The following is a 23322-nucleotide window of genomic DNA, read 5'->3' on the forward strand; positions in this document are numbered from 1 at the left end:
ATGGCTCCGGTCGAGTTTATCGTCCACACAAAGCACCTCGTCGGGTTTCGCCGGGCCGCCAAGGGGCGGATCCTTGAGGTCCCCCGCAAGTTTGGCAGAGTTCTAAGAGAGCTGCTGAAAAGGCACGGCTTCCTTCATATGCTCTCGATCCTGACATCGAGATCTGACCTCTACGGTTTGCAGGGGCTCGTTGAGCGCAATTTGCAGCGGCGTAAAATCCGGCTTCCAGGCCTGTACGGGAATGTCCTGGTCGGCTGGATCTATCAGCGCATTGCGCTGCTGCGTGCGCGCCTCTTTGCGGCGCTGATTGCCGATTATTTTGCCGACCATCCCCGGGCACATGCTCTCGTGTTCAACGGCTTCCTGATGCCGGACGCCCTGACGCTTGCCGTCGCCAATCACCTGCAGCGCAGTCGCTTGGTCGCCGAACTCGGCTTCTTCCCAGACACGCTGCAATACGATGTCCGGGGGATCAATTTCGGCAGTTCCCTCCCCCGCGATCCCCATTTCTATCGCCCGCTGGCCGATCGCCTGCCGCTGGAAAAGCCCCAGGACCTGGTGAGGCGCAAGCCGAAGCAAAAGGGACACTCAACGGATACCCTGCCGTCGAACTACATCTTCGTGCCGATGCAGGTGCCAAGTGACATGCAGATCCTGGTCCATTCGCCCTGGATCAGGAACATGGTCCATTTGTACGAGACGTTGTTGGCTCTGGCAGAGCGGCATCCCGAACGCCATTTCGTCGTGAAGGAACATCCGAGCTTCCCCTTGTCGATCAGAAGCCACATTGTGCCGCATCAACGAATTCGCTTCGCCAATCACAACGATACGCGAGAACTCATCGAGGGTGCCGAGGCCGTCATCACCGTCAACTCGACCGTCGGTTTGGAGGCAATACTTCTGGGCAAGAAGGTCATCACGCTGGGCGATGCACCCTACAATGTTGAGGGGCTGGTCCTGCACGCCCGAGGCCTCGGGGAGCTCAGCAAGAACCTGTCCAGTCTGCCCAGTTGGGAACCTGACGACACGCTTCGAGACCTGTTCCTGCGCTATGTCTACAACGTATTTCTCCTGCGTGGAGACCGGCACAATCCAACGGAAGAGATGATGGAGGCAATCCGGCTGAGAGCTGAACAGGCTGATTTGCATCACCGGTATCTCTCCGAATTTGCCGCCAATCGCGCGCCATCCGAAAACAGCCTTGAAGGCAAACTGACGATATGACCTCCACGAACTCCGGCCCGCTCGCCCCCGTCAATATCATCTGCATCAAATGGGGCACGCTGTATGGCCCTGAATATGTCAACAATCTCAGGCGAGGCGTTGCGCGGCACCTCAAGCGGCCACATCGCTTTGTGTGCTTCACGGACGATGCGAGTGGACTGGATGAAGCGGTGGAAGTTCGCCCTTTGCCGGAACTCGAATTGCCGGAAGGCCACGGCGACCGGCGCTGGAGGAAGCTCGCGCTTTTCCGGCGCGACCTGTCGGACATCAAGGGCACAACGCTCTTCCTCGACCTTGATCTGGTGGTCGTCGACGATCTCGAGCCCTTCTTCACCATCCCAGGGACATTTCTCATCATCCGCGATGATGATCTTTTCCGCAGCAAACCGCTGCGCAAGATCAACCCCGCCCGCGACCGCTTTCTTGCCTCGGTAGGCAACAGTTCGGTCTTTCGTTTCGAGGCGGGCGAACACGCATACATCCTCGACGCCTATATTGCCGATCCTGAAGGCGCCACGTCGACCTATGAAATCTCGCAGCAGTTTCAAAGTGCACAACTCGCCAAGCACGGTCACCTCCAGTACTGGCCGAGGGAATGGTGTGTGAGCTTCAAGAATGCCTGTGTACCGCGCTATGTCCGAAGCTATTTCGAGGACCCCGCCTTGCCCGAGGGCGCCCGCATTGTCGTCTTCGCAGGAAACCCGAAGATGAGTGAAGTCCTGGAGGGCGGCGGCCAAAAGTGGTACCGACGCATCGGCCGGATCGATTGGCTTCGTCAGGCATGGAGGGGAGCATGAAACTGCAAGCGTCGATACCGGAATTCGATGACACCTCGCCTTGGGGAACCTATCGCCTGCGTGGCCTAACCGCCGCAATGCTCAAGCTTTCGCATGTCTTGCCGGAACCCCTTCGTTGGCTGACGAAGACACTGCGCAAACCGGTCAAGTACAAGCACCGTGGTCCGATCGACATTCAGGTCTGGGAGCATCGACTTCGAATACTGCCGCGCGGCAACATGTCTGAACAGAAACTGTATACCGCGCCGCAATTTTTCGATGTCGAAGAAAGAGCAATCCTGGCACGCGTCCTCCAGCCCGGAAGCGTCTTCGTTGACATCGGCGCCAACGCGGGAATTTACAGCTTCTGGGCGAACAAATGCATGAAGGGCAGCGGCCGAATTCTTGCCGTGGAGCCGGATCCCGAAATGGCGCGCCGGATCCGTTTCAATGTCCGGACCAATGCAATCCAGCAGCTTGTTCTCGAATGCGTTGCCTTGAGCGACCAGGAGGGAACCGCCCAACTGCACATCAATCCCAGCCAGCGCGGCACCAACACCCTCGTAACCGAGGAAATCGGCAAGTCCCGAGGTGAGCGTGTCCCGACGACGGTGCAGTTGACCACATTGACGGCTTTATGCTCGCGGCACGCTATCACGAAGATCGATGCACTGAAGATCGACATAGAAGGGCATGAGATACCGGTTCTCACACATTTCCTGATGACGGCACCTGAAACCCTATGGCCTCAGGTGATCATCAGCGAGTTCAAGGATCAGACCGCCAAGGAAATCCTGGAGTTGCTGAGCGCACGCGGATACCAGCGCACTTACCAGTCGAAGCTCAATTACATCTTCGAACGTCGCTAACGCTCATATCTCCACCAGCCCCACCTTCTTCACCTGCTTAATCGTCAGCATGGTCCTCACCGTATCGACATGCTCGTTCGCAGTCAGCACTTCGATGACGAAGTCCTGGAAGCGGGTGAGGTTCTCGGCGACGCAATGCAGCAGGAAATCGCTGTCGCCGTTGACCATCCACGCCTGGCGCACGATCGGCCAGCTGTCGGTGGCGGCGGCGAAGGCTTTGAGGTTGGCCTCCGACTGGTGCTTGAGGCCGACCATGCAGAAGGCGACGAGGTCGTAGCCGAGGCGGCTGGCATTGAGGACGGCGTGATAGCTTTCGATCACGCCGGCCTCTTCCAGCTTGCGGACGCGCCGCAGGCAGGGCGGCGCGGAAATGCCGACGCGTTCGGAGAGTTCCACATTGGTCATCCGCCCGTCCCGCTGCAATTCCTTGAGAATGCGCAGGTCGATGGCGTCGAGTTCTAGCTTGAGCACGGTCGCTCCTTTTGAAGATGTGTCCGTTATCTACTCCAACGGATAAAATTGGCAAGAATCCTCCGCGATCACGCACAATTATTGCGCGTCGAAGCAAAGCTCTGTTGCTAATGCAGGCCCATGCCTTGATCTGGGCTCCGCTTCGATCCTAAATGGTCGCCAGTTGCGCGACCAAAGGGTGAGCCCCATATCGAGGCCCCGGTCGAAGACAAGGACCGCGCGTTGAAAGGAAGCGTCATGACTGCCCGCCACACGAAGGTATTGATCATCGGCTCCGGCCCCGCCGGTTACACCGCTGCCATCTATGCCGCCCGCGCCATGCTGAAGCCGGTCCTGATCGCCGGCATGGAACAGGGCGGACAGCTGATGATCACCACGGATGTGGAGAACTACCCGGGCTTCGCCGATCCGATCCAGGGCCCCTGGCTGATGGAGCAGATGCTGAACCAGGCCATCCATGTCGGCACGGAGATCGTCAGCGATCTCGTGACGGAAGTCGACACCAGACATCGTCCCTTCACGGTGAAGACCGACAGCGGTCAGGTCTGGACGGCGGACACGCTGATCATCTGCACCGGCGCCAAGGCGAAATGGCTCGGCATCGAAAGCGAGCAGCATTTCCAGGGCTTCGGCGTCTCGGCCTGCGCCACCTGCGATGGCTTCTTCTATCGCAACAAGGATGTCATCGTTGTCGGCGGTGGCAATTCCGCCGTCGAGGAAGCGCTCTATCTCTCGCATATCTGCAAGTCCGTCACCGTCGTTCATCGCCGTGACAGTTTCCGCTCGGAAAAGATCCTGCAGGAGCGCCTCTTCGCCAAGGAGAACATCCGCGTCCTGTGGAACACCACGGTCGAGGAAATCACCGGCACACCGGCCAAGCCCCCGATGCCGCCATCGGTCTCGGGCGTGAAGCTGAAGGACGCATTGACAGGCGCCGTCACGGAGATGCCGATCGATGGCGTCTTCGTCGCGATCGGCCACGCGCCGGCCGTCGAGCTCTTCAAGGACAAGCTGAAGCTGAAGTCCAACGGCTATCTCTGGACTGCGCCGGATTCCACCGCCACGGACGTGCCCGGCATCTTCGCGGCCGGTGACGTCACCGACGATGTCTATCGCCAGGCGATCACCGCTGCCGGCATGGGCTGCATGGCAGCACTCGAGGCCGAGCGCTTCCTGTCCGCCCTGCCCGTCGAGACACAGCAAGCCGCGGAGTAAGCGCCATGAGGGGGGCCGGCATGCCGCTGGACTGGGACAAACTGCGCATTTTTCATGCGGCTGCAGAAGCTGGGTCCTTTACCCATGCCGCCGACAAGCTGCACCTGTCCCAGTCGGCCATCAGCCGCCAGGTCTCCTCGCTGGAGCAGGACATCGGCGTCAAGCTCTTCCACCGCCATGCCCGCGGCCTGATCCTGACCGAACAGGGCGAACTGCTCTATCGCACCGCCCACGACGTTCTTCTGAAGTTGCAGACCGTCAAGATGCAGCTGACGGAAACGACGGAAAAGCCTTCCGGCAAGCTGCGCGTCACCACGACCGTCGGCCTTGGCCAGGGCTGGCTCACCGACAAGGTGCAGGAATTCCTGCAGCTCTATCCCGACATGTCGATCCAGCTGATCCTCGACAACGAGGAGCTGGACGTGAACATGCGCCATGCCGATTGCGCCATCCGCCTGCGCCAGCCGCAGCAGTCGGACCTGATCCAGCGCAAGCTGTTCACGGTGCATATGCATGTCTATGCGGCACCGTCCTACATCAACCGCTATGGCGAACCCCAGTCGATCGAAGATCTCGACAACCACAAGATCATCACCTTCGGCGAGCCGGCGCCCAACTACCTGCTCGATGTGAACTGGCTGGAAGTCGCAGGACGCTCCTCCGACAATCCGCGCGTCCCGCACCTGCAGATCAACAGCCTGACCTCGATCAAACGCGCCTGCCTTCTCGGCATCGGCATCGCAATGCTGCCCGATTACATCGTCGGCCGCGATCCCGGCCTGCTGCAGCTCGTCACCAGCGCCGACGTCCCCTCCTTCGACACCTATTTCTGCTATCCCGACGAGATCAAGAATGCCGCGAAGCTCAAGGCATTCAGGGACTTCATCGTCGCCAAGGCCCGCAACTGGAATTTCTGAAGGCAGCCTCGCGCTGCCTTTTTTGTCTGTGCCGCACACAGACCTGCGGCCTGCGCATGCCTGACATGCATAAAAAAGCATTGTTCACTGCACAAAAAACCACCATATCGCACACAGCTGATGCACATGGTGGCTTTTTCCTCCCAGTTCCACCGCAGCAGCTGTTCCCCTCTGGAGGTTTTTGACCTTCACAATTCAAAGGGCCCTGGTTTTCCGGTGGCCCTCTTTTTTTGTTATTTCGTTGGAACAATACCTCCCGCCTGGCGTTCCAGTGGCTGGCGGAACTGAAGCCGTGCGCTCACGAGCATGGTGACAGGGATCGATCGGCTTATTTGGATTCGCAGTTCATATTGGAGGGGACATGTTCCTGGAGGACGTGATGAAGGCGCTGGCACACCCGGCACGCATGGAAATGCTGATCTGGCTCAAAAACCCCATGGAGTTTTTCGGGGTCCCGAAGGAAGAGGCAGTCGAAGGCATCAGTGCGGGTCAGTTCGAGCGCTCCGGTCTGTCCCAGTCTGCCGTCTCCGCCCATCTCGCCACCCTGCAGCGCGCCGGCCTCATCAGCTCCAAGCGAGTCGGCCAGCGTGTGCTCTATCGCCGCAACGAAGATGCCATTGCAGAGTTCGTGAAGACCTTGAACGGAACACTCTGAAGCCCCACATCGGAGTTCCCAATGAACCTTCCCATCATTGGAAACTCCCGAGAGGTTTCATGTCCAAGCTTTTTGAACCGACATCCGTCGGCAGCATCTCCCTTTCCAACCGTATCGCCATGGCGCCCCTGACGCGCAACCGCTCTCCGGGCGCCGTGCCGAACGATCTCAATGTCGAGTACTATCGCCAGCGCGCGACGGCCGGCCTGATCATCAGCGAAGGCACGGCCATCACGCATCAGGCGCAGGGTTATGCCGACGTTCCCGGTCTCTACAAATCCGAAGCTATCGACGGCTGGAAGAAGGTCACGGATGCCGTCCACGCAGCCGGCGGCAAGATCGTGACCCAGCTCTGGCATGTCGGCCGCATCTCGCATACGAGCCTGCAGCCTGAGGGTGGCGCACCCGTCGCTCCCTCCGCAATCGCGGCGAAGTCCAAGACCTATGTGCTGAATGCAGATGGCTCCGGCGGCTTCGTCGAGACGTCGGAACCGCGCGCCCTTGAAACCGCAGAAATCCCCGCTCTGCTGGAAGACTATCGCAAGGCTGCCCGTGCCGCGGTGGATGCCGGTTTCGACGGCGTCGAGATCCACGCAGCCAATGGCTATTTGCTTGAGCAGTTCATGCGCTCGAACAGCAATCAGCGCACGGATGAGTATGGCGGCTCGATCGAAAACCGCATCCGCCTGACGCTGGAAGTCGTCGAGGCCGTCACCAAGGAAATCGGCGCCGAAAAGACCGGCATCCGCATCTCCCCGACCACGCCGGCAAATGATGTCTCCGATCCGGATCCGAAGGCCATCTATACCGCTCTCGTCGAAGCGCTGGCGAAATACGACCTGGCCTTCGTGCACGTCATCGAAGGCGCAACCGGCGGCCCGCGTGACGTCCTGCCCTTCGACTGGAAGGCGCTGAAGGCGGCCTACCGCGATGCCGGCGGCAAGGGTGCATGGATTGCCAATAACGGCTACAACCGCGCATCCGCGATCGAGGCCGTCGAGAGCGGCTATGCCGATCTCGTCGCTTTCGGCCGCCCCTTCATCGCCAACCCCGACCTCGTCCGTCGCTTGAAGGAAGATGCAGCCCTCAATCCGCTCGACCAGGCCACGCTTTATGGCGGCGGTGCGGAAGGCTACACGACCTATCCGGCCCTGGCCTGATACATCCTGATACCATCAAGGGCTCCCGGAAACGGGGGCCCTTTTCTTCGTCCGCCTCGCAACTCACCCCCAGGCGCGAGCAAGCCGGCTGGCGAGCAGGAACGCCACGGTAGCCATGGCAAGGCCGTTCACCGGATGCAGAGCCCCGAGCAAGGGCAGCGCGTCTGCAAGAGCCGCCAGCATCACCTGCAGCAGATATCCCGCCAGCAACAAGGACGCGAACCGGCGATAGGGCAGAAGCGCGCCCTGGAAGGAGATGGCGAAGGCGAGCAGGATCGGCAGCGCAAGGGCTCCGCCCGTGGCAGCATGCGCCTCCCAGCCGACGCCCCCGCCGAAAACGATCAGCCCCGCCAAAAAGAACTGCAGCGCGATACCGCTGATGATGAGCCACACCAGCCCCCTGAACAGGACCAGCCAACCTCTTGTGGCAACCACAGTATTGTTCATCGGCTGACTCCTTGCGAAAGCGGGACGGGCTCCGCAGCGGCAGCCGAATGGCCCGACAGGCAACCAAGGCTTCTCAGTGTCGTCTGTACCGCAATATCGATTGGGGTATGCGGTTCCTCCCCGAGAAACGCCACGAGGCGGCTATTGTCGAGCCGGATTGTCTCCCGCCACAGATAGCGCATCTCATGCAACTCCTTGAGAAACGGCACGAAGGGGCGCGCAAGACCGGCAAGCGTCCAGGGAAAGCCGAGCGTAAAGATCTCAGGGCGTCCGACTGCCCGGCCGATGCCCTCAGCCATCCGGACGCCATCATGGTCGAAGAAGCCGTTCATGTGAAAGCGCGCAAAGCGTGGCAAGGCGTGCGCAGTGTCGAGCAGACGCATGAAGGTCTCGGCCACATCGGGTAGATAGGCCCAGGCATGACCGACGCCCCGTCGCCCGGGATTGAGGACAAAACGCACAGGCTTGCCGGGTTGCACCATGGCCTGGGCGAACCAGTTGTTGCCGGCATCGGGCCCGAAAAAGTCCCCTGCCCTCAGGATAATGACGGGCACACCCTCGTCGGCTGCCTGCTCCAGCCGGTGCTCGAGTTCGACGCGGATCCGCCCCTTGACCGTCTGCGGCCGCTGCGGGCTGTCCTCCGAAAGCAGCGGGAAAGTCTCTGGGCCGAAATTGTAGATCGTGCCCGGCATCAGGATGCGCGCACCGACGACTTTCGCGGCAGCGATCGTGTTGTCGATCATCGGCAGCACAAGCTCGCCCCAGTTCTGGTAGCCGGGCGGATTGACGGCATGCACGATGACGCTCGCGCCTTGAGCCGCAGCAAGAACGTCCGCGGCGCACATGGCATCACCACCCACCCATTCATACGCGGGATGCGTGGATGACTGCGGCTTGGGGCGACGGTGTATGGCCCGCACGCGGTAGCCGCGCTTGAGCAAAGCCTTGGCGAGTGCGCCGCCCACGCCGCCGGTGGCACCCAAAACCAGCGCGAGGGGTGGCTGTAACGAGATCTGCGAAATGTCTGTCATGGTCGTCTCCAATCTGTGAACTGGAAACAGCTTCCCACGGACCTCAAGCATGCGAAATTGCCAGAAGGTGCAGAATAGATATACATAAATGTATGACCATCGATCAGATCAGCTGGGACCACTACAGAACCTTCCTCGCCGTCCTCGAAACGGGCTCTCTGTCTGCGGCTGCTCGCGACCTCGGGCTGACGCAGCCGACGGCCGGCCGGCATGTAGAAGCACTGGAGCGGGCCTTCGGCGCGCCGCTTTTCCTGCGCACGCCCCAGGGGCTGCTTCCAACCGAGAAGGCGCTCGCGATGAAAGGACATGTGCGGAGCATGTCCGCGATGTCGGCAGCGCTTGAACGCATTGCCTCGGGCGACATGGAAGATGTGCGTGGCACCGTGCGGATTAGCGCCAGCGAGGTGATCGCGGTCGAGGTCCTTCCGCCCATCCTGGCGGGGCTGCAGGAGGAGCATCCGGGGCTTGAGATCGAACTCTCGGCCTCGGACGCTGTCGAGGACCTCCTGCAGCAGGAGGCCGACATCGCGATCCGCATGGTGGCGCCGAGCCAGTCTGCGCTGGTCAGCCGACGCATCGGGAAAATCACCCTCGGCTTCCACGCCCACCGCAGCTACCTCGCCCGCCACGGCACGCCTGGCTCCCTGGGAGAATTGGCCGACCACCGGCTGATCGGCTTCGACCGGCAACTTGCCTATATCAGGGAGATCTTGAAGCGCCGGCCCGATCTCAAAGGCATCGGCTTTGATTTTCGCGCCGACAGCAATCTGGTGCAGCTCGCCGCCATCCGCTCTGGCATCGGCATCGGAATGTGTCAGCATGCCTTCGCAGCACGCGACCCGGATCTGATCGAAGTCCTTCCCGGCTCGCTGGATATCGCGCTCGAGACCTTCGTCGTCTTCCACGAGACCTTGAAAACCGTCCCCCGCTTTCGCGCAACCTTTGATGCCCTGGTGACTGGCCTGAGCGAATGGGTGCGGCTTCCCTCGGCGACAAGACCGCAGCGCGACACGCTGGAATCAGAACGTGAAGACGCGCCGACAACCGACTCTGCGGATTGAGTTTTTTGCCGGCCTCAAGCTTGGGGCCTGTCATCATCTGCGAAGCTGTCGATGATCTCGACCTCCGGCCGATCGCCGCCGTCGCTATACTCCTCGCGCCAGCGGCCGCTTTCGTCCTGATAGCTGATGGTCACCGGCTCGTCGCCGACCTGTTGCTCCTGCATCACGATACGCGCGGCTTCCAGGGCCTGGTCATGGGTCGGGAACGCCTCCGAATAGACGCCGCCGAGCCGATAGGCCCAACCGCCATCATGAGGAACAATCTCGTAGATGATCTTCACCATGGCCTTCTCCTCCTAGGCTGCTGCGAGTATTCCATCAAAAGCGGCGGGGTGCAAACCTGCAAGGGTCGCGATGGAACAGCACTGCCCTCCCTGCCGTTACGAAAATCTGGTCAGAACAAGGAGAAGCAGGTGTCCCGTATCAGGCAAGAGAGACTTCTTCTCATTCCGATCATTGCAGCCATCCTGGCCCTCGGCCTGGAACACATGGTTCTGGAGGCTGGGCAGATCGCTTCGCTGATCGGGGCTGCCGGCCTGATCGCGGCCATCGTTGTCGGCTCCATGCGCGTTGCCCATCACGCCGAACTCCTCGCCCACAAGGTCGGCGATCCCTATGGCACCATGATCCTGACCCTCTCGGCAGTCGCGGTCGAGGTGCTGATCCTCGCGATCATGATGAACAATGGCGCTTCCCCCACCCTGGTGCGGGACACGATCTATTCGGCCGTCATGCTCGACATCAACGGCATCCTCGGTCTCGCGGCACTGCTCGGCGGACTGAAGCATGGCGAACAGCCCTATAACGACGACAGCGGCAAGACCTATGGCGTGATGATCCTGACCGCCATGGGGATCTCGATGATCGTGCCCGAATTCATCCCCCGCGACCGGTGGCAGTACTACTCCGTCTTCACGATCGGAGCGATGATCGCCCTCTACGCCCTTTTCCTGCGCATGCAGGTGGGCACGCACAGCTACTTCTTCTCCTATAGCTATCCCAGCCGCCTGCCGGACCAGTCCGCACAGAAGGCACCGCAATCTGTGCCGACGGCTGAGCCGCAGGCGAAAGCCGAGAAGCACGGGAACGATTCCACGCTCTTCTCGATCGGCGTCATTCTGTTCGGCGTCGTGCTCATTGGCGTGCTGGCCGAGGTCATGTCGGTTCTGATGGACGCAGGGCTTGAAGGAACGGGTGCCCCGGTGGCCTTGACCGCCATCCTGGTCGCCAGCATCTCTGCGGCGCCGGAAATCCTGACTGCCTTGCGCGCCGCGCTCAGGAACCGCATGCAGGCCGTGGTCAACATCGCCATGGGCGCATCGCTTTCGACGGTCATTCTGACCGTGCCCGTCATGGAAGCGATCGCCCTCTATACGGGCCAGCCCTTCGTCATGGCGATGACCCCGGTCCAGACGACCATGGTTGCCATCACCTTGGTCGCCGCCGCGATCAATTTGAACGACGGCGAGACCAATGCCATCGAAGGCATGACCCATTTCGTGCTCTTCGCCACCTTCATCATGCTCGCCTTTCTCGGTCTCTAGCCGTCCGCGACTCGCGGCCGCCTGCGACATTGACGCACGCAGCCGTGAGCATGGGGTCGCGGAACTTTTGAGGAAAACCTCCGTTCCTCCCGCACGGATCGGCCCCCATTGGGCCTCCCGCCGCATTCTCAACATGATGCGGATGATGATCGCCGCCGCGGGTCACCGGGGGGCCAACTCGGGAGTCGAACGTGAAGAGATTAGATGTGATCGACGGCATGCGAGGCTATTTCCTCGTCTTCATGCTGATCAACCACCTGGTGTTCACGGGGGGCCTTTGGCTCGTTGAAATCAACCACCGCAACCTCGCCTTCGTCGAGGACGCGCAAGGCTTCGTCTTCCTTTCCGGCCTGCTGACGGGCATGGTCTACAGCCGCAAGATGATGAAGGACGGCTATGCCGTTGGCCGTGACCGCATCTGGTCGCGCGCGCTCGAACTCTACCGCTATGCCATGGCCATCGTTCTGGTGGTCCTGGTGCTGCAGCTCATCCTGCCGGGCGCAGTCGCCGGCTGGAAGAACTGGCTGGGTGATGTCAGCCTGCTCGATCCAAGCTCGCTCGCACCTATCGCGACCTTCCTTGTCCAGCCGACCTTCATGGATATCCTGCCGCAATACATCGCCTACATGGTGTTTGCCCCGGTCGTCATCTGGCTCTGCCTGCGCGGCCAGTGGCTTGGTGTTGCCATCGGCTCGCTGCTGATCTGGCTCGCCGCCCAGCTTGGCCTGCACCGCATCATCACCTATCCCGTCGATGCCTGGCTCGCCGGCGCTCCGGATCAGGAAGGGCTGCGCGTCTCCTTCAATCTGCTGGGCTGGCAGATCGTCTTCTTCTCAGGCATCATTGCGGGGACCTTGACCTCGATGAAGAAGATCGAGTGGCAGAAGGTCTTCGACCCGAAGCGCACGACGCTTGCCTGGACCGCGCTCGCCGTCACCCTCTTCTTCCTGCCGCTGCGCGTCGCAACCGCCCATGGCTTCATGCCGGGCTTCGTGCTGGAGAAATTCGGTCTGATGGAAGTTCGTGCCGATTTCGGCCCCGTCTACCTGATCAATTTCGCAGCTGTCGCCTATGGCCTCGCCTGGATCCTGATTGCCGGTCCACGGCATGAAAGCCCTGTCATCCAGAAGATCGCCTCGACCCTGACCAGCCTCTTCACGCTGAACTTCCTGCAGCTGCTGGGCCGCCATTCGCTGCAGATCTATGTCTGGCACGTGCTGATCGTCTACATGGTCTACTACCTCGACGCCCGCACGCCGGAACTGTCGCAGCTGACCAAGACCATCATCACCATCGGCGCTCTCGGCCTCCTTGCAGTGCCGGCTCTGTGGCGAGACCGCGAAAAGATCTTCGCCAACACGCCCTATCTGGGGAGCTGGGTGAAGTCACCGGCTTGAGAATAAACGAAGGGGAGCGGGCTTATTGGCCCGCTCTTCTGCTTGGGATCCTCCGACTCCTCACTGACGGATAAAGCAATCTTGATCGCGCAGACACTGCCGATGCGGGAGCTTTGAACCACATCACGCGTTGATCGGGTCCAACCATTAGACCAGGAGGAATTGATGAACCGCTTGCCCCACATTCTCGCCGGCACCATGCTGAGCGTCACGCTCGCCGGCCTGCCCGCCTTCGCTCAGGACGCTGGCAACCCGGTAGAGACGCAGGCCCCCAATGCGCCCAGCCAGGAGCCGGCCTTTGCTGGCCAGACCCGGGCGCCGCAGCCGGCCGAACCCGTGGAGATCAAGACAGAGGTCGTTGCAGAGGGCCTGCCGCATCTCTGGTCGATGGAGTTCCTGCCCGATGGCCGCATGCTGGTCACGGCCAAGCAGGGCGCCATGCATATCATCGGCACGGATGGTGAAGCAGGCCCCGAGATCGCCAATGTCCCCGAAGTCTTCAGCAACGGCCAGGGCGGTCTTCTCGACGTGGCGCTCGCGCCCGATTACGAGAGCTCGGGCCGGATCTTCTTCTCCTTCGCCGAGCCGCGTGACGACGGCAACGGCACATCCGTTGCCAGCGCACGCCTTGTCATCGACGATCAGGGCGGCGGCTCCCTCGAAGACGTCAGTGTGATCTTCCGGCAGATGCCGACCTATGACGGCAACAAGCACTTCGGCTCCCGCCTCGCCTTCGGCCCGGAAGGCGAGCTTTACGTGACTGTCGGCGAGCGCTCCGACGCCGAACCGCGCGTTCAGGCACAGGACCTGCAGAGCGGCCTTGGCAAGATCTTCCGCATCAGCCAGACGGGCGAAGCCCTGGAAGGCAACCCGTTCGCCGGTGAAGACGGTGCCCAGCCGGAGATCTGGTCGCTCGGCCACCGCAACCTCCAGTCCGCCACCATCGACGGCCAGGGCCGTCTATGGACGGTCGAACATGGCCCCAAGGGCGGTGACGAGTTGAACCTGCCGCAGGCGGGCAAGAACTACGGCTGGCCGGAAGTCACCTATGGTGTCGAATATAGCGGTGAGGAAGTCGGCGACGGCATCACCCAGATGGCCGACACGGAGCAGCCCGTCTATTACTGGGACCCCGTGATTGCCCCCTCCGGCATGGCCTATTACGACGCCGATGCCATCCCTGAATGGCAGGGCGCCTTCCTCGTCGGCGGTCTGGTCAGCCAGGGCGTCGTCGTCCTTCACATGGAAAACGACCGCGTCAAGTTCGAGGAACGCATCAACCTCGATGCACGGATCCGCGACGTGAAGGTCGGTCCCGATGGCGCAGTCTACGCCGTCACCGAGCAGCGCGGCGGCGGCAATTCGACGATCATCAAGCTGACCAAGGCTTGATCACCACATCCCGCCCCTGGCTCGTTCAGTCAGGGGCGGAATGCCAGGGGATGATCGACCAGGGCACGATCCACCGTGACGAGCTTCAGCCCTTCCACATGACATTGCGCGAGCAGAAGTCGATCAAACGGATCGCGCGTGGGTGGCTCGGGATGGAGGCTATGCAGGACGTGCGCGACCTGAATATCCAGGATCTCAAGGCCACCCGACCTGACGTTGGCTGGCATATCCGACAGCGACACACCGACCTCCAGCTTACCTAGCCTGCTTTTGATTGCAATTTCCCAAAGCGTGGCGACGCTTACGAACCCAGCAAATTCACCGAGGCGGAAGTAATTGCTAATAGCCGGGTACTGGAGCTCGAAATCGCGCCTTAATAGGGCGAGCAGAATATGAGTATCCAGCAGCAGACGCGGCACTAGGGAAGCGGCCTGAGGAGAAAGTCTTCAGGAAGAGGATCATCGAAGTCCTCTGCAATATAGGGGACGGCGTCCTCGATACCGATCGACCGGAGGTGGGCCTGCATGGCCTCCCAATCGACCCCACCCTTCTTCTGCTTCTCTCCCTCGCCCGCCCCCGCATGCGGCACCAGATCCAGAACCGGCTTGCCGTCGCGCGTCACAGTCACGACCTCACCCTGCTCGACCGCACGGGCGAGGGCATCCAGATCGCGTGTGGCTTCCTGCAGACTGACAGTCTTCATGCAGGGAAAGATAACACGGCGGCGCATCGGTCTCAACAAATCCGAAAATGCGAAAAGGGCCCGCCGTTCGGCGAGCCCTTCCGAGAACCTTAAAAGCTCGGGGCTTACTTCAGCGATGCGCAGAAGCGCTGGATACGGCTGCAGGCCTCTTCCAGCTTGGCGTTGGACGTTGCGTAGGACACGCGGAAGTTCGGACCGAGACCGAAGGACGAGCCGTGAACGGTGGCGACACCTTCGGTCGCCAGCAGTTCCATAACGAAATCTTCGTCCGTCTCAATGACCTTGCCCGACGGCGCGGTCTTGCCGATCAGGGCAGCGCAGGAGGGATAGACGTAGAAGGCACCTTCCGGCTTCGGGCAGACAATGCCGGAAGCCTGGTTCAGCATTGAGACCACGAGGTCGCGACGTTCTTCGAAGGCCTTCTTCGATTCCGCGATGAAGTCCTGCGGACCATTCAGCGCCTCGACAGCGGCCCACTGGGCAACAGAGCACGCGCCCGAAGTCTGCTGGCCCTGGATCATGTCCATGGCCTTGATCAGCGGCAGCGGGCCGGCGGCATAGCCGATACGCCATCCGGTCATCGCATAGGCCTTGGAGACGCCGTTCATGGTCAGTGTGCGGTCATAGAGCTTCGGCTCGACCTGCGCCGGCGTGTAATAGACGAAGTCGCCGAAGACGAGATGCTCGTACATGTCGTCGGTCAGCACCCAGACATGCGGATGCTTCAAGAGTACGTCGGTCAGCGCCTTCAGCTCTTCCTTGCTATAGGCGGCACCCGACGGGTTGGACGGCGAGTTGAACATGAACCACTTGGTCTTCGGCGTGATCGCCTTGTCCAGCTGCTCGGCCGTCAGCTTGAAATTGTTCTCGATCGTGGTTTCGACGAAGACTGGCGTGCCACCGCAGAGCGCGATCATTTCCGGATAGGAAACCCAGAATGGAGCCGGGATGACGACTTCATCTCCCGGGTTGATCGTCGCCATGAAGGCGTTGAAAAGAATCTGCTTTCCGCCGGTGCCGACAATCACCTGCTCGGGCTTGTAGTCGAGCCCGTTCTCGCGCTTGAACTTGTCGGCGATCGCCTTGCGCAGCTCGGGAATGCCGGCAACGGGCGTGTATTTCGTCTCGCCACGGGCAATCGCGGCGACGGCTGCATCCTTGATATTCTGCGGCGTGTCGAAATCGGGTTCGCCGACGGAGAGCGAAATGACGTCTTTCCCCTGCGCTTTGAGCTCCCGGGCCATCTGCGTGACGGCAATGGTCGCGGAAGGCTTGATGCGGGAAAGGGCGTCGGCAAGGAAAGCCATTGTGCAGGTCCTGAGCTGATTGAACATCGACCCCGCTCCGGGGGCCTCAGGTCCAAGCTCTATGGCGAAAGAGGCTCCGCCTTTCAAGCAGAAAGCACCGTGCATTCGAGAGTTTTGCGTCACCATACCAATGCGGCAGAAGGCGATAATTCCGGCCAACCGTCGAAATCACAATTCGGCACAGGCACTGCCACATTTTCGTCGCTCTGCGGACGCGATCGCAGGGTTTCATGCGGTGCAGTCAACAAGACCTGGGTGACTCAAGTGGATTATGATTTTGATGATTTTCCGCCCCCTTCCCGTCGGAACCGCTCGCTCGCATGGATGGGCGCGGTCAGCGGCTTAGCTTTGGCGCTCTTCATGTTCGGCAGCCCCGGTGCCGCCTCGTCCTCTGCTCCGCAAATTGTAGCGGCCAGCACGGTCACCCCAATGGCTCAGGCGGATCAGCTGACGACCTCGAGCATCGTGCCTGCCTCCCCCGCGCGGATCGTCGACGTAACGGCAGCACAGGTGCAGAACTTCCCGCTGCCGCAGAGCGAGCGTCACCTTTTGATCGTCCTTCTCTTCGTCTGCTTCACGGTCATGGCCATCGGCGGCTTCGCGCTGTGGAAGCGCAATTGGCAGGAAGTCGTGCAGCGCGCACGACCGCATAACGACCTATAAAATAGTATAGTTGATATCTACGTATTTTCGTAGATAATGCCTCCCAGATGATGGGAGGAACCGTTATGAAACGCATTGCAGTCCTGGGTGCCGGCCTCGGCGGCACGATCATGGCCTATGAATTGAGAGATCGCCTCGGCCGCGACGTCGAGATCCATCTCCTGAGCAAGGGAGCGACCTACTCTTTCGTGCCGTCCAACCCCTGGGTGGCCGTCGGCTGGCGGGGACGCGAAGAGATCGAGGTCGATCTGAGACCCGCCTGCGCCAAACGAAACGTCACCCTGCACAGCCAAGGCGCCACACGCGTGCATCCGGGTGAAAACCGGGTCGAGATGACCGATGGCAGTTCCCTCGACTACGACTACCTCGTCATCGCCACGGGGCCCGATCTCGCCTTCGACGAAATCGAAGGTTTCGGCCCGCATCACCACACCCAGTCCGTTTGCCACATAGATCATGCGCTCGCGGCAAAGGAAGCCTTCGACAGGCTCGTCGCCAAACCTGGTCCCGTGGTGATCGGTGCCGTCCAGGGCGCCTCCTGCTTCGGGCCGGCCTATGAATTCGCCTTCATCCTCGACAAGGCTCTCCGAGATGCGAGGATCCGCGACCGCGTCCCGATGACCTTCGTCACGTCTGAACCCTATATCGGCCATCTGGGGCTAGACGGTGTCGGCGACACCAAGGGCCTGCTCGAAAGTGCGCTCCGCTCCAAACATATCAAATGGGTGACGAATGCCCGCGTGAACCGCTTCGAAGCAGACAAGGTCGTCGCCGAAGAGATCAACGAGGACGGCAGCGTCAAGACAACCCACGAGATCCCCTCCGCCTACACGATGATGCTGCCCGCCTTTCGCGGCGTCGAGGCCATCAAGGGGATCGATGGCCTGACCAACCCGCGAGGCTTCGTGATCGTCGACAAGCACCAGCAGAACCCGACATTCCCCAATATCTTCTCCGTCGGTGTCTGCGTTGCGATCCCGCCGATGGGCAAGACGCCGGTCCCGGTCGGCGTTCCCAAGACAGGCTTCATGATTGAATCCATGGTGACCGCCACCGCCCACAACATCGCCAATTTGATCGCCGGTAAAGAAGCCAATGCCCAGGGCACCTGGAATGCGGTCTGCCTCGCCGACTTCGGCGATGGCGGGATTGCCTTCGTGGCCCAGCCGCAGCTGCCGCCACGCAATGTCAATTGGTCGTCTCAGGGCAAATGGGTCCACGCCGCCAAGATCGGCTTCGAAAAATACTTTCTCTACAAGGTCAAACTCGGCAAGTCCGAGCCCTTTTACGAGAAGCTCGCGCTGCAGGCGCTCGGCATCGACAAGCTGAAGGCGGTCAACTTCGACAGCTGAAGAACGGCGGCGCTTCTTCAAAATTTCGTCAAGAAGCGCCGTCTTGCCTCGCTTCGCCTTGCCGCCGACGCATCCGCTCCCATTTTTGAGCGCGGACAACGTGATGGAGCGAGGAAAGCCGATGCCGAACCTGTCGATCAAGACTGCATGGGTCACCACGCCCCTCCTCGCGCTATCGCTCGCCTGGCCGGTCTCAGCACAACAGACGGACGAACACCGCGCTGGTGACGTCACGCTGAATGTCACCACCATCGCCGAGGGTCTCGAACACCCCTGGTCGGTCGAGGTCCTGCCCGATGGCGGCTATATCGTCACCGAGCGCCCCGGGCGCATGCGCATCATCCGCGAAGGCGTGGTCGGACGTCCCCTGGGCGGCCTGCCCCGGATTGCAGCCGTCGGCCAGGGCGGTCTGCTCGACATCGCGCTCGCACCCGATTTCGCCGAGACGCGCCGGCTCTATTTCACCGCAGCAGTGCCCGGCCAGGGCGGACAAGGGACCGCTGTCTTCTCCGCACGCCTCAGCCAGAACGAACGACGCCTGGAAGACGTCAAGCGGATCTTTCTCATGAACAAGCTGACGCCGGCCGGTCAACATTTCGGTTCGCGCATCGCGATCGCCGCCGACGGCAGCCTCTTCTTCGGCATCGGCGACCGGGGTGATGGCGACCGGGCGCAGGACCCGGCTGATCACGCGGGCAAGATCATGCGCATCAATACAGACGGCACGCCGTCAGCGAAGAACCCTCCAGGCCAGCCATTGCCGGAGGTCTGGTCGAGCGGTCACCGCAATCCGCAGGGCATCGCGATCGACCCTGCCGACAACCGGCTTTTCACGGTTGAACACGGTGCCCGCGGCGGTGACGAGATCAACGCGCCCGAAGCCGGCGCCAATTACGGTTGGCCGGTCATTTCCTATGGCAAGCACTATTCCGGCGCCGAGATCGGCATCGGCCAGACCGCCGATGGCTATGAACAACCTCTCCACTACTGGGATCCATCGATCGCACCGGGAGCCCTTGCCATCTACCGCGGCGCCATGTTCCCCGAATGGGATGGTGATTTCTTCGTCGCGGCCCTGAAGTATCAACTCGTCGCGCGTATCGAGCGCGGCGAAGACGGGACCATCGGTACCGAGGAGCGAATGCTGCAGGGTGAGTATGGCCGCATCCGCGACGTGAAGGTCGCGCCTGACGGATCGATCCTGCTCGTGACCGATGAGGAAGACGGGCAGTTGCTGCGCATCACGCGAGGCGGCGAGAGCTGAAGCACCGAACCGACGCCTGCAGTTGACGCGGACCCTGCGCTTTTTGAGGGGTAAAGACTGAGGCCACGTGCCTATCGGGCAGATAATCGCGCGGCCCAACACGAAAAATTTTCATCCGCAATTTTCCGTGTAGACAGCGGCAATTGACCCAATCTCCATCGCAAGCGATGCAAATTTTCGCCAAAATGGCGCCAAGAGACCTTGCGCCGGGTGCGAATCAGCCTGCGCGCACTGAAAACAAAGGACTCTCGCCTCCGAGAGTGTTAAAACTTTCGCTTGCCAATTTCCGACAAACCAAGCACTCTTCCGGTGTTCGGGCAATTTTGCGAGCATGGGAAGACCTATAAAGTAGTGCGCGCCGGGGACGCTATAACAACCCCGGGCAGTCAGACTTGAGGGGATGGTAACATCGTCTGGAGTTAGTCTGCGGTAACAGGGCCCCTTTCCTCCAATATCGACAAATGCCTGTCGCTCACCCGCTTGCGGGTACATTGCAATGCTGCCCCGCCGAATACGGGCAGAGAGAAAAGGACCTGACGCATGGCCGAGACTGGCACTGTAAAATTCTTCAATACCGACAAGGGCTTTGGCTTCATCAAGCCCGACAATGGCGGCGCGGACATCTTCGTCCACATCTCCGCCGTTCAGGCATCGGGCCTGTCGGGTCTGACCGAAAACCAGAAGGTCAGCTTCGACACCGAACCCGATCGCCGTGGCAAGGGCCCTAAGGCCGTAAACCTGCAGATCTCCGGCTGATATCAATCGGATTTCTACGAATTGCGGCCCGGCATTCATGCCGGGTTTTTTCGTTCAGCCTGCGTTCAGGCACGGCCTTATAGATTGCCATCATCGCCGGTGGCCCGAACCGCCAGCACCGGCTCCTGAATTCGGCAAGGTCGAGGAACGACGTCATGATGAAATTCGCGCAACACGCTCTTCTCGCGGCAGCAGTCACCCTGACGCCGATGGCCGCAGCAACGCAGGCTGAAGCCGGCGACCGCTATTATCGCCATCACCACCGTGGTGACGACGCCCTGGCGCTCGGCGTGATCGGGCTTGCGACCGGCGTCATCGTCGGTTCCGCACTCGCGAGCCCGCCGCCGCAGCGCCGCGTCTACGTCGATCGGCCGGTTTCGGTCTATGACGAGCCCGGCTATTACGTGGACGACTACCCGCCGCCGCCCCCGCGCCACACCTATCGTCCGCGCCCGGTCTACCAGCAGCCCCGCCCCGTGGTTCAGTCCTACGGCATCGAGCCTTGGACCGGCGCCTGGTATGACTACTGCGCTGAGCGCTATCGCAGCTTCAATCCGCGCACCGGCACCTTCGTCGGTTACGACGGCCGCACCCATTTCTGCACCGCGGGCTGATCGCGACTGTAAGACCGCAACGAAAAAAAGCGCCGGTTCCTCGGCGCTTTTTTTGTTCAGAGACCCTGGATGAAGGGGTTGCTCCGGCGCTCGTCGCCGATCCGGCTGCCGGGCCCGTGGCCGCAGATGAAGCCGACATCATCCCCAAGCGGCAGCACCTTGTCGCGGATCGAATTCATCAGGGTCTGATGATCGCCGCCCGGCAGGTCGGTGCGTCCGACCGAGCCGGCAAACAGGACGTCGCCGAGGTGGGCGAACTTCTGGCCGCGATGGAAATAGATGACGTGACCCGGCGCATGGCCCGGGCAGTGATAGACTTCGAAAACGTGGTCACCGAAACTGACCTTGTCGCCGTCTTCCAGCCACTGGTCGGGCTCGACGCTGCGCAAACCGCTGATGCCGTAGCTCGCGGCCTGTGTCTCGATCCTTTGCAGAAGCGGCAGATCGTCCTTGTGCGGCCCGATGATCGTAAGACCCGTCTTTTCCTTGAGCTCGGCCGCGCCACCCGCATGATCGAGATGACCATGGGTCAGCCAGATCGCCTTCAGCGTCAGCTTGTTCTCCGCAATCACCTGCAGGATGACGTCGACGTCGCCGCCCGGATCGACGATCACGCCTTCGCGCGTCTCGTCATCGAACAGGATCGTGCAATTCTGCTGGAACGGGGTAACGGGGATGATGCCCGCTTGTATCTGGCCCATCGGCTGGCTTCCTTCTGTCGTTCACGACCAGCGCCTTACCACGGCGCGGCTGGCAGAGGAAAGCCGAAGGCCGATGTTGGAAGATGTCAGCGGGAGAGACCATAGACCTGCGAGACCGGCGATGCCGGCAGCAGCGAGGCCTGGGCGACGAGAAAGCTCGCGACCATCACCTTGGCGGTAAACACCAGGATGGCGACAGGGCGCAGGCTGGATGGTTCAGAAATCTGTGCAGCGCTATTGCGGTCCGACATGGCACGAATCCTCTCTCCTTCGGCGAGCCTCACCGAAGCGGCTTGTCCGGGGCTTGTGTTTGATCATCGGTGAGGTAACGACGATCCTGGAAAGAGGTTTCCTCATGACCGCCTAACCTGTGCGATTTGCGTAAATTTGTTGGAAATTTGCTACACTTGCGCATAGTTTTGCCGGCATGTCCCGCCACTGAGGCGAGGATCAACGGCAGCCCGCAGAGCGGACCGCCCTTGGGGGAAGCATTGGCCCTCAGAGATGAGTGAAGGAACCGGCGGCGGCAGATGAGACGCTCGCTTGCGCCGGAGGAAAGGAATGACGAGCGTGGCCCGACAGTCTGCGACGAAGACTGCCAAGAAGACCTTGCCGGACCTGCCGGTGGTCGATGACAAGTCGATCGATTTCGAAACCATCGAAAGCCTCTTCTTCGCCTATCGTGATTTCGTATCCGATCCCGACGCCATCCTCGCCAAGCTCGGCTATGGCCGCGCCCATCATCGGGTCGTGCATTTTGTCAGCCGACGCCCCGGCATGACGGTCGCCGATCTCCTCTCGATCCTGCAGATCACCAAGCAGAGCCTCGCCCGCGTTTTGAAGGAATTGATCGACAGCGGCTATATCCGGCAGATGGCCGGCCCCGCCGATCGCCGCCAGCGCCGCCTCTATCCGACACTAGCCGGCCGGGAGTTGTCGCTCGCCCTCTCCGAACCGCAGTCCCGCCGGATCGCGCATGCCATGGACGGCATGACATCGGACGAGCGCGCAACGGTCCGACGTTTCCTCGAAGGCATGCAGAAGCAGACCGTGACGCAGCCCCTTGAGACGGATGGAGTGGACTGACGTGTCGAAGAAGATCGAACTCACCGATGACGCCCCGCACCTCCTCGTGGTCGATGACGACACCCGCATCCGCGACCTCCTGCACCGCTTCCTGACGGAAAAGGGTTTCCGCGTCACGGTCGCGGCGGACGCTGCCGAAGCGCGCCGCAAGCTGGAGGGCCTGAGCTTCGACCTCCTCGTCCTCGATGTGATGATGCCGGGTGAATCAGGGCTGTCGCTCACCCAGAGCCTCTCCGACGAGAAGCGTGTGCCGATCATCTTGCTGACGGCACGCTCGGAAGCCGACAGCCGTATCGCGGGCCTCGAAGCCGGCGCCGATGACTATCTCGCAAAACCCTTCGACCCGCGCGAACTGGTGCTGAGGATCAACAACATCCTGAAGCGCAACATGAACCCGGACGCGCCGAAGATCGAGCAGGTCATGTTCGGTCCCTACACCTTCTCCGTCCTGCGCAAGGAGCTGCGAAAGGGCGCCGAAGTGATCCGCCTCACCGACCGCGAACAGGACATCATGTATCTCTTCGCCACCCGCGCCGGCGATACGATCCCGCGTCATGAACTCGTCGGCAACGACGCCGAGGTCGGAGAGCGCACCATCGACGTTCAGATCAACCGTTTGCGGCGCAAGATCGAGGACGATCCGGCCAATCCCGTCTGGCTTCAGACCGTGCGCGGCATCGGCTATCGTCTGAGCATGGACTGAAAGCTTCGGCAACG

General features: G+C 61.2%; 27 protein-coding genes. 18 read left to right on the forward strand and 9 right to left on the reverse strand.

Annotation, left to right across the window (positions count from 1 at the left end; genetic code table 11):
- The 3 genes from FAA86_RS12360 to FAA86_RS12370 are packed head-to-tail and all read left to right on the forward strand — an operon-like array spanning nucleotide 1 to nucleotide 2869.
- Nucleotides 1-1224 (forward strand): capsular polysaccharide export protein, LipB/KpsS family, encoded by a 1224-nt coding sequence (locus tag FAA86_RS12360; protein ID WP_167494962.1) that lies wholly within the window; start codon nucleotides 1-3, stop codon nucleotides 1222-1224.
- The gene (locus FAA86_RS12365; RefSeq protein ID WP_136540989.1) at nucleotides 1221-2021 is read left to right on the forward strand and encodes a hypothetical protein; all 801 of its coding nucleotides are present in this window, start codon (nucleotides 1221-1223) and stop codon (nucleotides 2019-2021) included. The genes FAA86_RS12360 and FAA86_RS12365 overlap by 4 nt, the downstream gene beginning before the upstream one ends.
- On the forward strand, nucleotides 2018-2869 hold the full coding sequence (locus FAA86_RS12370; protein ID WP_167494963.1) for an FkbM family methyltransferase: 852 nt from the start codon (nucleotides 2018-2020) through the stop codon (nucleotides 2867-2869). The genes FAA86_RS12365 and FAA86_RS12370 overlap by 4 nt, the downstream gene beginning before the upstream one ends.
- A 3-nt stretch (nucleotides 2870-2872) precedes the next feature.
- Here the strand turns inward: FAA86_RS12370 and FAA86_RS12375 are convergent, their stop codons facing one another.
- The gene (locus FAA86_RS12375) at nucleotides 2873-3340 is read right to left on the reverse strand and encodes an Lrp/AsnC family transcriptional regulator (protein ID WP_136540993.1); all 468 of its coding nucleotides are present in this window, start codon (nucleotides 3338-3340) and stop codon (nucleotides 2873-2875) included.
- Between the two features lie 237 nt (nucleotides 3341-3577).
- Between FAA86_RS12375 and trxB the strand changes: the two genes are divergently transcribed.
- From trxB to FAA86_RS12395, 4 genes are all read left to right on the forward strand, one after another.
- Entirely contained in the window at nucleotides 3578-4555 is a 978-nt protein-coding gene (trxB, locus tag FAA86_RS12380; RefSeq protein WP_136540995.1) for a thioredoxin-disulfide reductase, read from the forward strand.
- 20 nt (nucleotides 4556-4575) lie between these two features.
- Nucleotides 4576-5472, forward strand: coding sequence for a LysR family transcriptional regulator VtlR (locus FAA86_RS12385; protein WP_136540997.1), 897 nt, complete (start codon nucleotides 4576-4578; stop codon nucleotides 5470-5472).
- 361 nt (nucleotides 5473-5833) lie between these two features.
- Nucleotides 5834-6127 (forward strand): ArsR/SmtB family transcription factor, encoded by a 294-nt coding sequence (locus FAA86_RS12390; protein ID WP_113458775.1) that lies wholly within the window; start codon nucleotides 5834-5836, stop codon nucleotides 6125-6127.
- Nucleotides 6128-6186: 59 nt separating this feature from the next.
- Complete coding sequence (locus tag FAA86_RS12395) at nucleotides 6187-7287, forward strand: alkene reductase (RefSeq protein WP_136540999.1); 1101 nt, start codon at nucleotides 6187-6189, stop codon at nucleotides 7285-7287.
- Between the two features lie 63 nt (nucleotides 7288-7350).
- Here the strand turns inward: FAA86_RS12395 and FAA86_RS12400 are convergent, their stop codons facing one another.
- A complete protein-coding gene (locus tag FAA86_RS12400; protein ID WP_136541001.1) occupies nucleotides 7351-7734 on the reverse strand; it encodes a DUF6220 domain-containing protein in 384 nt (127 codons plus the stop codon).
- The gene (locus FAA86_RS12405; protein ID WP_136541003.1) at nucleotides 7731-8765 is read right to left on the reverse strand and encodes an NAD-dependent epimerase/dehydratase family protein; all 1035 of its coding nucleotides are present in this window, start codon (nucleotides 8763-8765) and stop codon (nucleotides 7731-7733) included. The genes FAA86_RS12400 and FAA86_RS12405 overlap by 4 nt, the downstream gene beginning before the upstream one ends.
- A gap of 92 nt (nucleotides 8766-8857) precedes the next feature.
- On the opposite strand from FAA86_RS12405, the gene FAA86_RS12410 reads away from it, so the two are divergent.
- Complete coding sequence (locus FAA86_RS12410; RefSeq protein WP_136541005.1) at nucleotides 8858-9826, forward strand: LysR family transcriptional regulator; 969 nt, start codon at nucleotides 8858-8860, stop codon at nucleotides 9824-9826.
- A gap of 14 nt (nucleotides 9827-9840) precedes the next feature.
- Here FAA86_RS12410 and FAA86_RS12415 read toward each other — a convergent pair whose 3' ends face one another.
- Complete coding sequence (locus tag FAA86_RS12415) at nucleotides 9841-10110, reverse strand: DUF2188 domain-containing protein (RefSeq protein ID WP_113458770.1); 270 nt, start codon at nucleotides 10108-10110, stop codon at nucleotides 9841-9843.
- Between the two features lie 129 nt (nucleotides 10111-10239).
- On the opposite strand from FAA86_RS12415, the gene FAA86_RS12420 reads away from it, so the two are divergent.
- The 3 genes from FAA86_RS12420 to FAA86_RS12430 all read left to right on the forward strand — a co-directional run bounded on the left by FAA86_RS12420 (nucleotide 10240) and on the right by FAA86_RS12430 (nucleotide 14159).
- A complete protein-coding gene (locus tag FAA86_RS12420) occupies nucleotides 10240-11370 on the forward strand; it encodes a calcium:cation antiporter (RefSeq protein WP_136541007.1) in 1131 nt (376 codons plus the stop codon).
- A gap of 191 nt (nucleotides 11371-11561) precedes the next feature.
- Entirely contained in the window at nucleotides 11562-12767 is a 1206-nt protein-coding gene (locus FAA86_RS12425) for an OpgC family protein (protein ID WP_136541009.1), read from the forward strand.
- Nucleotides 12768-12932: 165 nt separating this feature from the next.
- Complete coding sequence (locus FAA86_RS12430) at nucleotides 12933-14159, forward strand: PQQ-dependent sugar dehydrogenase (RefSeq protein WP_136541011.1); 1227 nt, start codon at nucleotides 12933-12935, stop codon at nucleotides 14157-14159.
- A gap of 29 nt (nucleotides 14160-14188) precedes the next feature.
- Here FAA86_RS12430 and FAA86_RS12435 read toward each other — a convergent pair whose 3' ends face one another.
- From FAA86_RS12435 to FAA86_RS12445, 3 genes are all read right to left on the reverse strand, one after another.
- Nucleotides 14189-14578, reverse strand: coding sequence for a type II toxin-antitoxin system VapC family toxin (locus FAA86_RS12435; protein ID WP_136541013.1), 390 nt, complete (start codon nucleotides 14576-14578; stop codon nucleotides 14189-14191).
- Complete coding sequence (locus tag FAA86_RS12440; protein ID WP_136541015.1) at nucleotides 14578-14862, reverse strand: type II toxin-antitoxin system Phd/YefM family antitoxin; 285 nt, start codon at nucleotides 14860-14862, stop codon at nucleotides 14578-14580. The genes FAA86_RS12435 and FAA86_RS12440 overlap by 1 nt, the downstream gene beginning before the upstream one ends.
- A 104-nt stretch (nucleotides 14863-14966) precedes the next feature.
- Nucleotides 14967-16169, reverse strand: a complete 1203-nt coding sequence (locus FAA86_RS12445) for a pyridoxal phosphate-dependent aminotransferase (RefSeq protein WP_136541017.1) — start codon at nucleotides 16167-16169, stop codon at nucleotides 14967-14969.
- A 99-nt stretch (nucleotides 16170-16268) separates the two neighbouring features.
- Here FAA86_RS12445 and FAA86_RS12450 point away from each other — a divergent pair, with 99 nt between their 5' ends.
- The 5 genes from FAA86_RS12450 (at nucleotide 16269) to FAA86_RS12470 (ending at nucleotide 20818) form a co-directional block, all read left to right on the forward strand.
- On the forward strand, nucleotides 16269-16832 hold the full coding sequence (locus tag FAA86_RS12450) for a hypothetical protein (RefSeq protein WP_136541019.1): 564 nt from the start codon (nucleotides 16269-16271) through the stop codon (nucleotides 16830-16832).
- Nucleotides 16833-16897: 65 nt separating this feature from the next.
- The gene (locus FAA86_RS12455; RefSeq protein WP_136541021.1) at nucleotides 16898-18184 is read left to right on the forward strand and encodes an NAD(P)/FAD-dependent oxidoreductase; all 1287 of its coding nucleotides are present in this window, start codon (nucleotides 16898-16900) and stop codon (nucleotides 18182-18184) included.
- A 121-nt stretch (nucleotides 18185-18305) separates the two neighbouring features.
- Nucleotides 18306-19448, forward strand: a complete 1143-nt coding sequence (locus FAA86_RS12460; protein ID WP_136541023.1) for a PQQ-dependent sugar dehydrogenase — start codon at nucleotides 18306-18308, stop codon at nucleotides 19446-19448.
- Between the two features lie 540 nt (nucleotides 19449-19988).
- A complete protein-coding gene (locus FAA86_RS12465) occupies nucleotides 19989-20204 on the forward strand; it encodes a cold-shock protein (protein WP_006725577.1) in 216 nt (71 codons plus the stop codon).
- Between the two features lie 155 nt (nucleotides 20205-20359).
- On the forward strand, nucleotides 20360-20818 hold the full coding sequence (locus tag FAA86_RS12470) for a BA14K family protein (RefSeq protein WP_113458761.1): 459 nt from the start codon (nucleotides 20360-20362) through the stop codon (nucleotides 20816-20818).
- 56 nt (nucleotides 20819-20874) lie between these two features.
- Here FAA86_RS12470 and FAA86_RS12475 read toward each other — a convergent pair whose 3' ends face one another.
- Together FAA86_RS12475 and FAA86_RS24600 are read right to left on the reverse strand one after the other, a co-directional pair.
- Nucleotides 20875-21519, reverse strand: a complete 645-nt coding sequence (locus tag FAA86_RS12475) for an MBL fold metallo-hydrolase (RefSeq protein ID WP_136541025.1) — start codon at nucleotides 21517-21519, stop codon at nucleotides 20875-20877.
- Nucleotides 21520-21605: 86 nt separating this feature from the next.
- On the reverse strand, nucleotides 21606-21770 hold the full coding sequence (locus tag FAA86_RS24600) for a hypothetical protein (RefSeq protein ID WP_167494964.1): 165 nt from the start codon (nucleotides 21768-21770) through the stop codon (nucleotides 21606-21608).
- 310 nt (nucleotides 21771-22080) lie between these two features.
- On the opposite strand from FAA86_RS24600, the gene FAA86_RS12480 reads away from it, so the two are divergent.
- On the forward strand, nucleotides 22081-22605 hold the full coding sequence (locus FAA86_RS12480; protein ID WP_113458759.1) for a MarR family winged helix-turn-helix transcriptional regulator: 525 nt from the start codon (nucleotides 22081-22083) through the stop codon (nucleotides 22603-22605).
- Nucleotides 22592-23308, forward strand: a complete 717-nt coding sequence (locus FAA86_RS12485) for a response regulator (RefSeq protein WP_113458758.1) — start codon at nucleotides 22592-22594, stop codon at nucleotides 23306-23308. The genes FAA86_RS12480 and FAA86_RS12485 overlap by 14 nt, the downstream gene beginning before the upstream one ends.
- Nucleotides 23309-23322 lie beyond the last annotated feature (14 nt).

The organism is Rhizobium rosettiformans W3, from assembly GCF_004912135.1.
GTDB lineage: Bacteria > Pseudomonadota > Alphaproteobacteria > Rhizobiales > Rhizobiaceae > Allorhizobium > Allorhizobium rosettiformans.

What these genes read in the sequence shown, in the direction of transcription:
- FAA86_RS12430 (WP_136541011.1), top strand. Translation starts at nt 12,933, where the DNA reads ATGAACCGCTTGCCCCACATTCTCGCCGGCACCATGCTGAGCGTCACG.
- FAA86_RS12475 (WP_136541025.1), bottom strand. Translation starts at nt 21,519, where the DNA reads ATGGGCCAGATACAAGCGGGCATCATCCCCGTTACCCCGTTCCAGCAG.
- FAA86_RS12405 (WP_136541003.1), bottom strand. Translation starts at nt 8,765, where the DNA reads ATGACAGACATTTCGCAGATCTCGTTACAGCCACCCCTCGCGCTGGTT.
- FAA86_RS12410 (WP_136541005.1), top strand. Translation starts at nt 8,858, where the DNA reads ATGACCATCGATCAGATCAGCTGGGACCACTACAGAACCTTCCTCGCC.
- FAA86_RS12440 (WP_136541015.1), bottom strand. Translation starts at nt 14,862, where the DNA reads ATGAAGACTGTCAGTCTGCAGGAAGCCACACGCGATCTGGATGCCCTC.
- FAA86_RS12455 (WP_136541021.1), top strand. Translation starts at nt 16,898, where the DNA reads ATGAAACGCATTGCAGTCCTGGGTGCCGGCCTCGGCGGCACGATCATG.
- FAA86_RS12465 (WP_006725577.1), top strand. Translation starts at nt 19,989, where the DNA reads ATGGCCGAGACTGGCACTGTAAAATTCTTCAATACCGACAAGGGCTTT.
- FAA86_RS12400 (WP_136541001.1), bottom strand. Translation starts at nt 7,734, where the DNA reads ATGAACAATACTGTGGTTGCCACAAGAGGTTGGCTGGTCCTGTTCAGG.
- FAA86_RS12445 (WP_136541017.1), bottom strand. Translation starts at nt 16,169, where the DNA reads ATGGCTTTCCTTGCCGACGCCCTTTCCCGCATCAAGCCTTCCGCGACC.
- FAA86_RS12365 (WP_136540989.1), top strand. Translation starts at nt 1,221, where the DNA reads ATGACCTCCACGAACTCCGGCCCGCTCGCCCCCGTCAATATCATCTGC.
- trxB (WP_136540995.1), top strand. Translation starts at nt 3,578, where the DNA reads ATGACTGCCCGCCACACGAAGGTATTGATCATCGGCTCCGGCCCCGCC.
- FAA86_RS12480 (WP_113458759.1), top strand. Translation starts at nt 22,081, where the DNA reads ATGACGAGCGTGGCCCGACAGTCTGCGACGAAGACTGCCAAGAAGACC.
- FAA86_RS12390 (WP_113458775.1), top strand. Translation starts at nt 5,834, where the DNA reads ATGTTCCTGGAGGACGTGATGAAGGCGCTGGCACACCCGGCACGCATG.
- FAA86_RS12385 (WP_136540997.1), top strand. Translation starts at nt 4,576, where the DNA reads ATGCCGCTGGACTGGGACAAACTGCGCATTTTTCATGCGGCTGCAGAA.
- FAA86_RS12470 (WP_113458761.1), top strand. Translation starts at nt 20,360, where the DNA reads ATGATGAAATTCGCGCAACACGCTCTTCTCGCGGCAGCAGTCACCCTG.
- FAA86_RS12415 (WP_113458770.1), bottom strand. Translation starts at nt 10,110, where the DNA reads ATGGTGAAGATCATCTACGAGATTGTTCCTCATGATGGCGGTTGGGCC.
- FAA86_RS12360 (WP_167494962.1), top strand. Translation starts at nt 1, where the DNA reads ATGGCTCCGGTCGAGTTTATCGTCCACACAAAGCACCTCGTCGGGTTT.
- FAA86_RS12370 (WP_167494963.1), top strand. Translation starts at nt 2,018, where the DNA reads ATGAAACTGCAAGCGTCGATACCGGAATTCGATGACACCTCGCCTTGG.
- FAA86_RS12485 (WP_113458758.1), top strand. Translation starts at nt 22,592, where the DNA reads ATGGAGTGGACTGACGTGTCGAAGAAGATCGAACTCACCGATGACGCC.
- FAA86_RS24600 (WP_167494964.1), bottom strand. Translation starts at nt 21,770, where the DNA reads ATGTCGGACCGCAATAGCGCTGCACAGATTTCTGAACCATCCAGCCTG.
- FAA86_RS12460 (WP_136541023.1), top strand. Translation starts at nt 18,306, where the DNA reads ATGCCGAACCTGTCGATCAAGACTGCATGGGTCACCACGCCCCTCCTC.
- FAA86_RS12395 (WP_136540999.1), top strand. Translation starts at nt 6,187, where the DNA reads ATGTCCAAGCTTTTTGAACCGACATCCGTCGGCAGCATCTCCCTTTCC.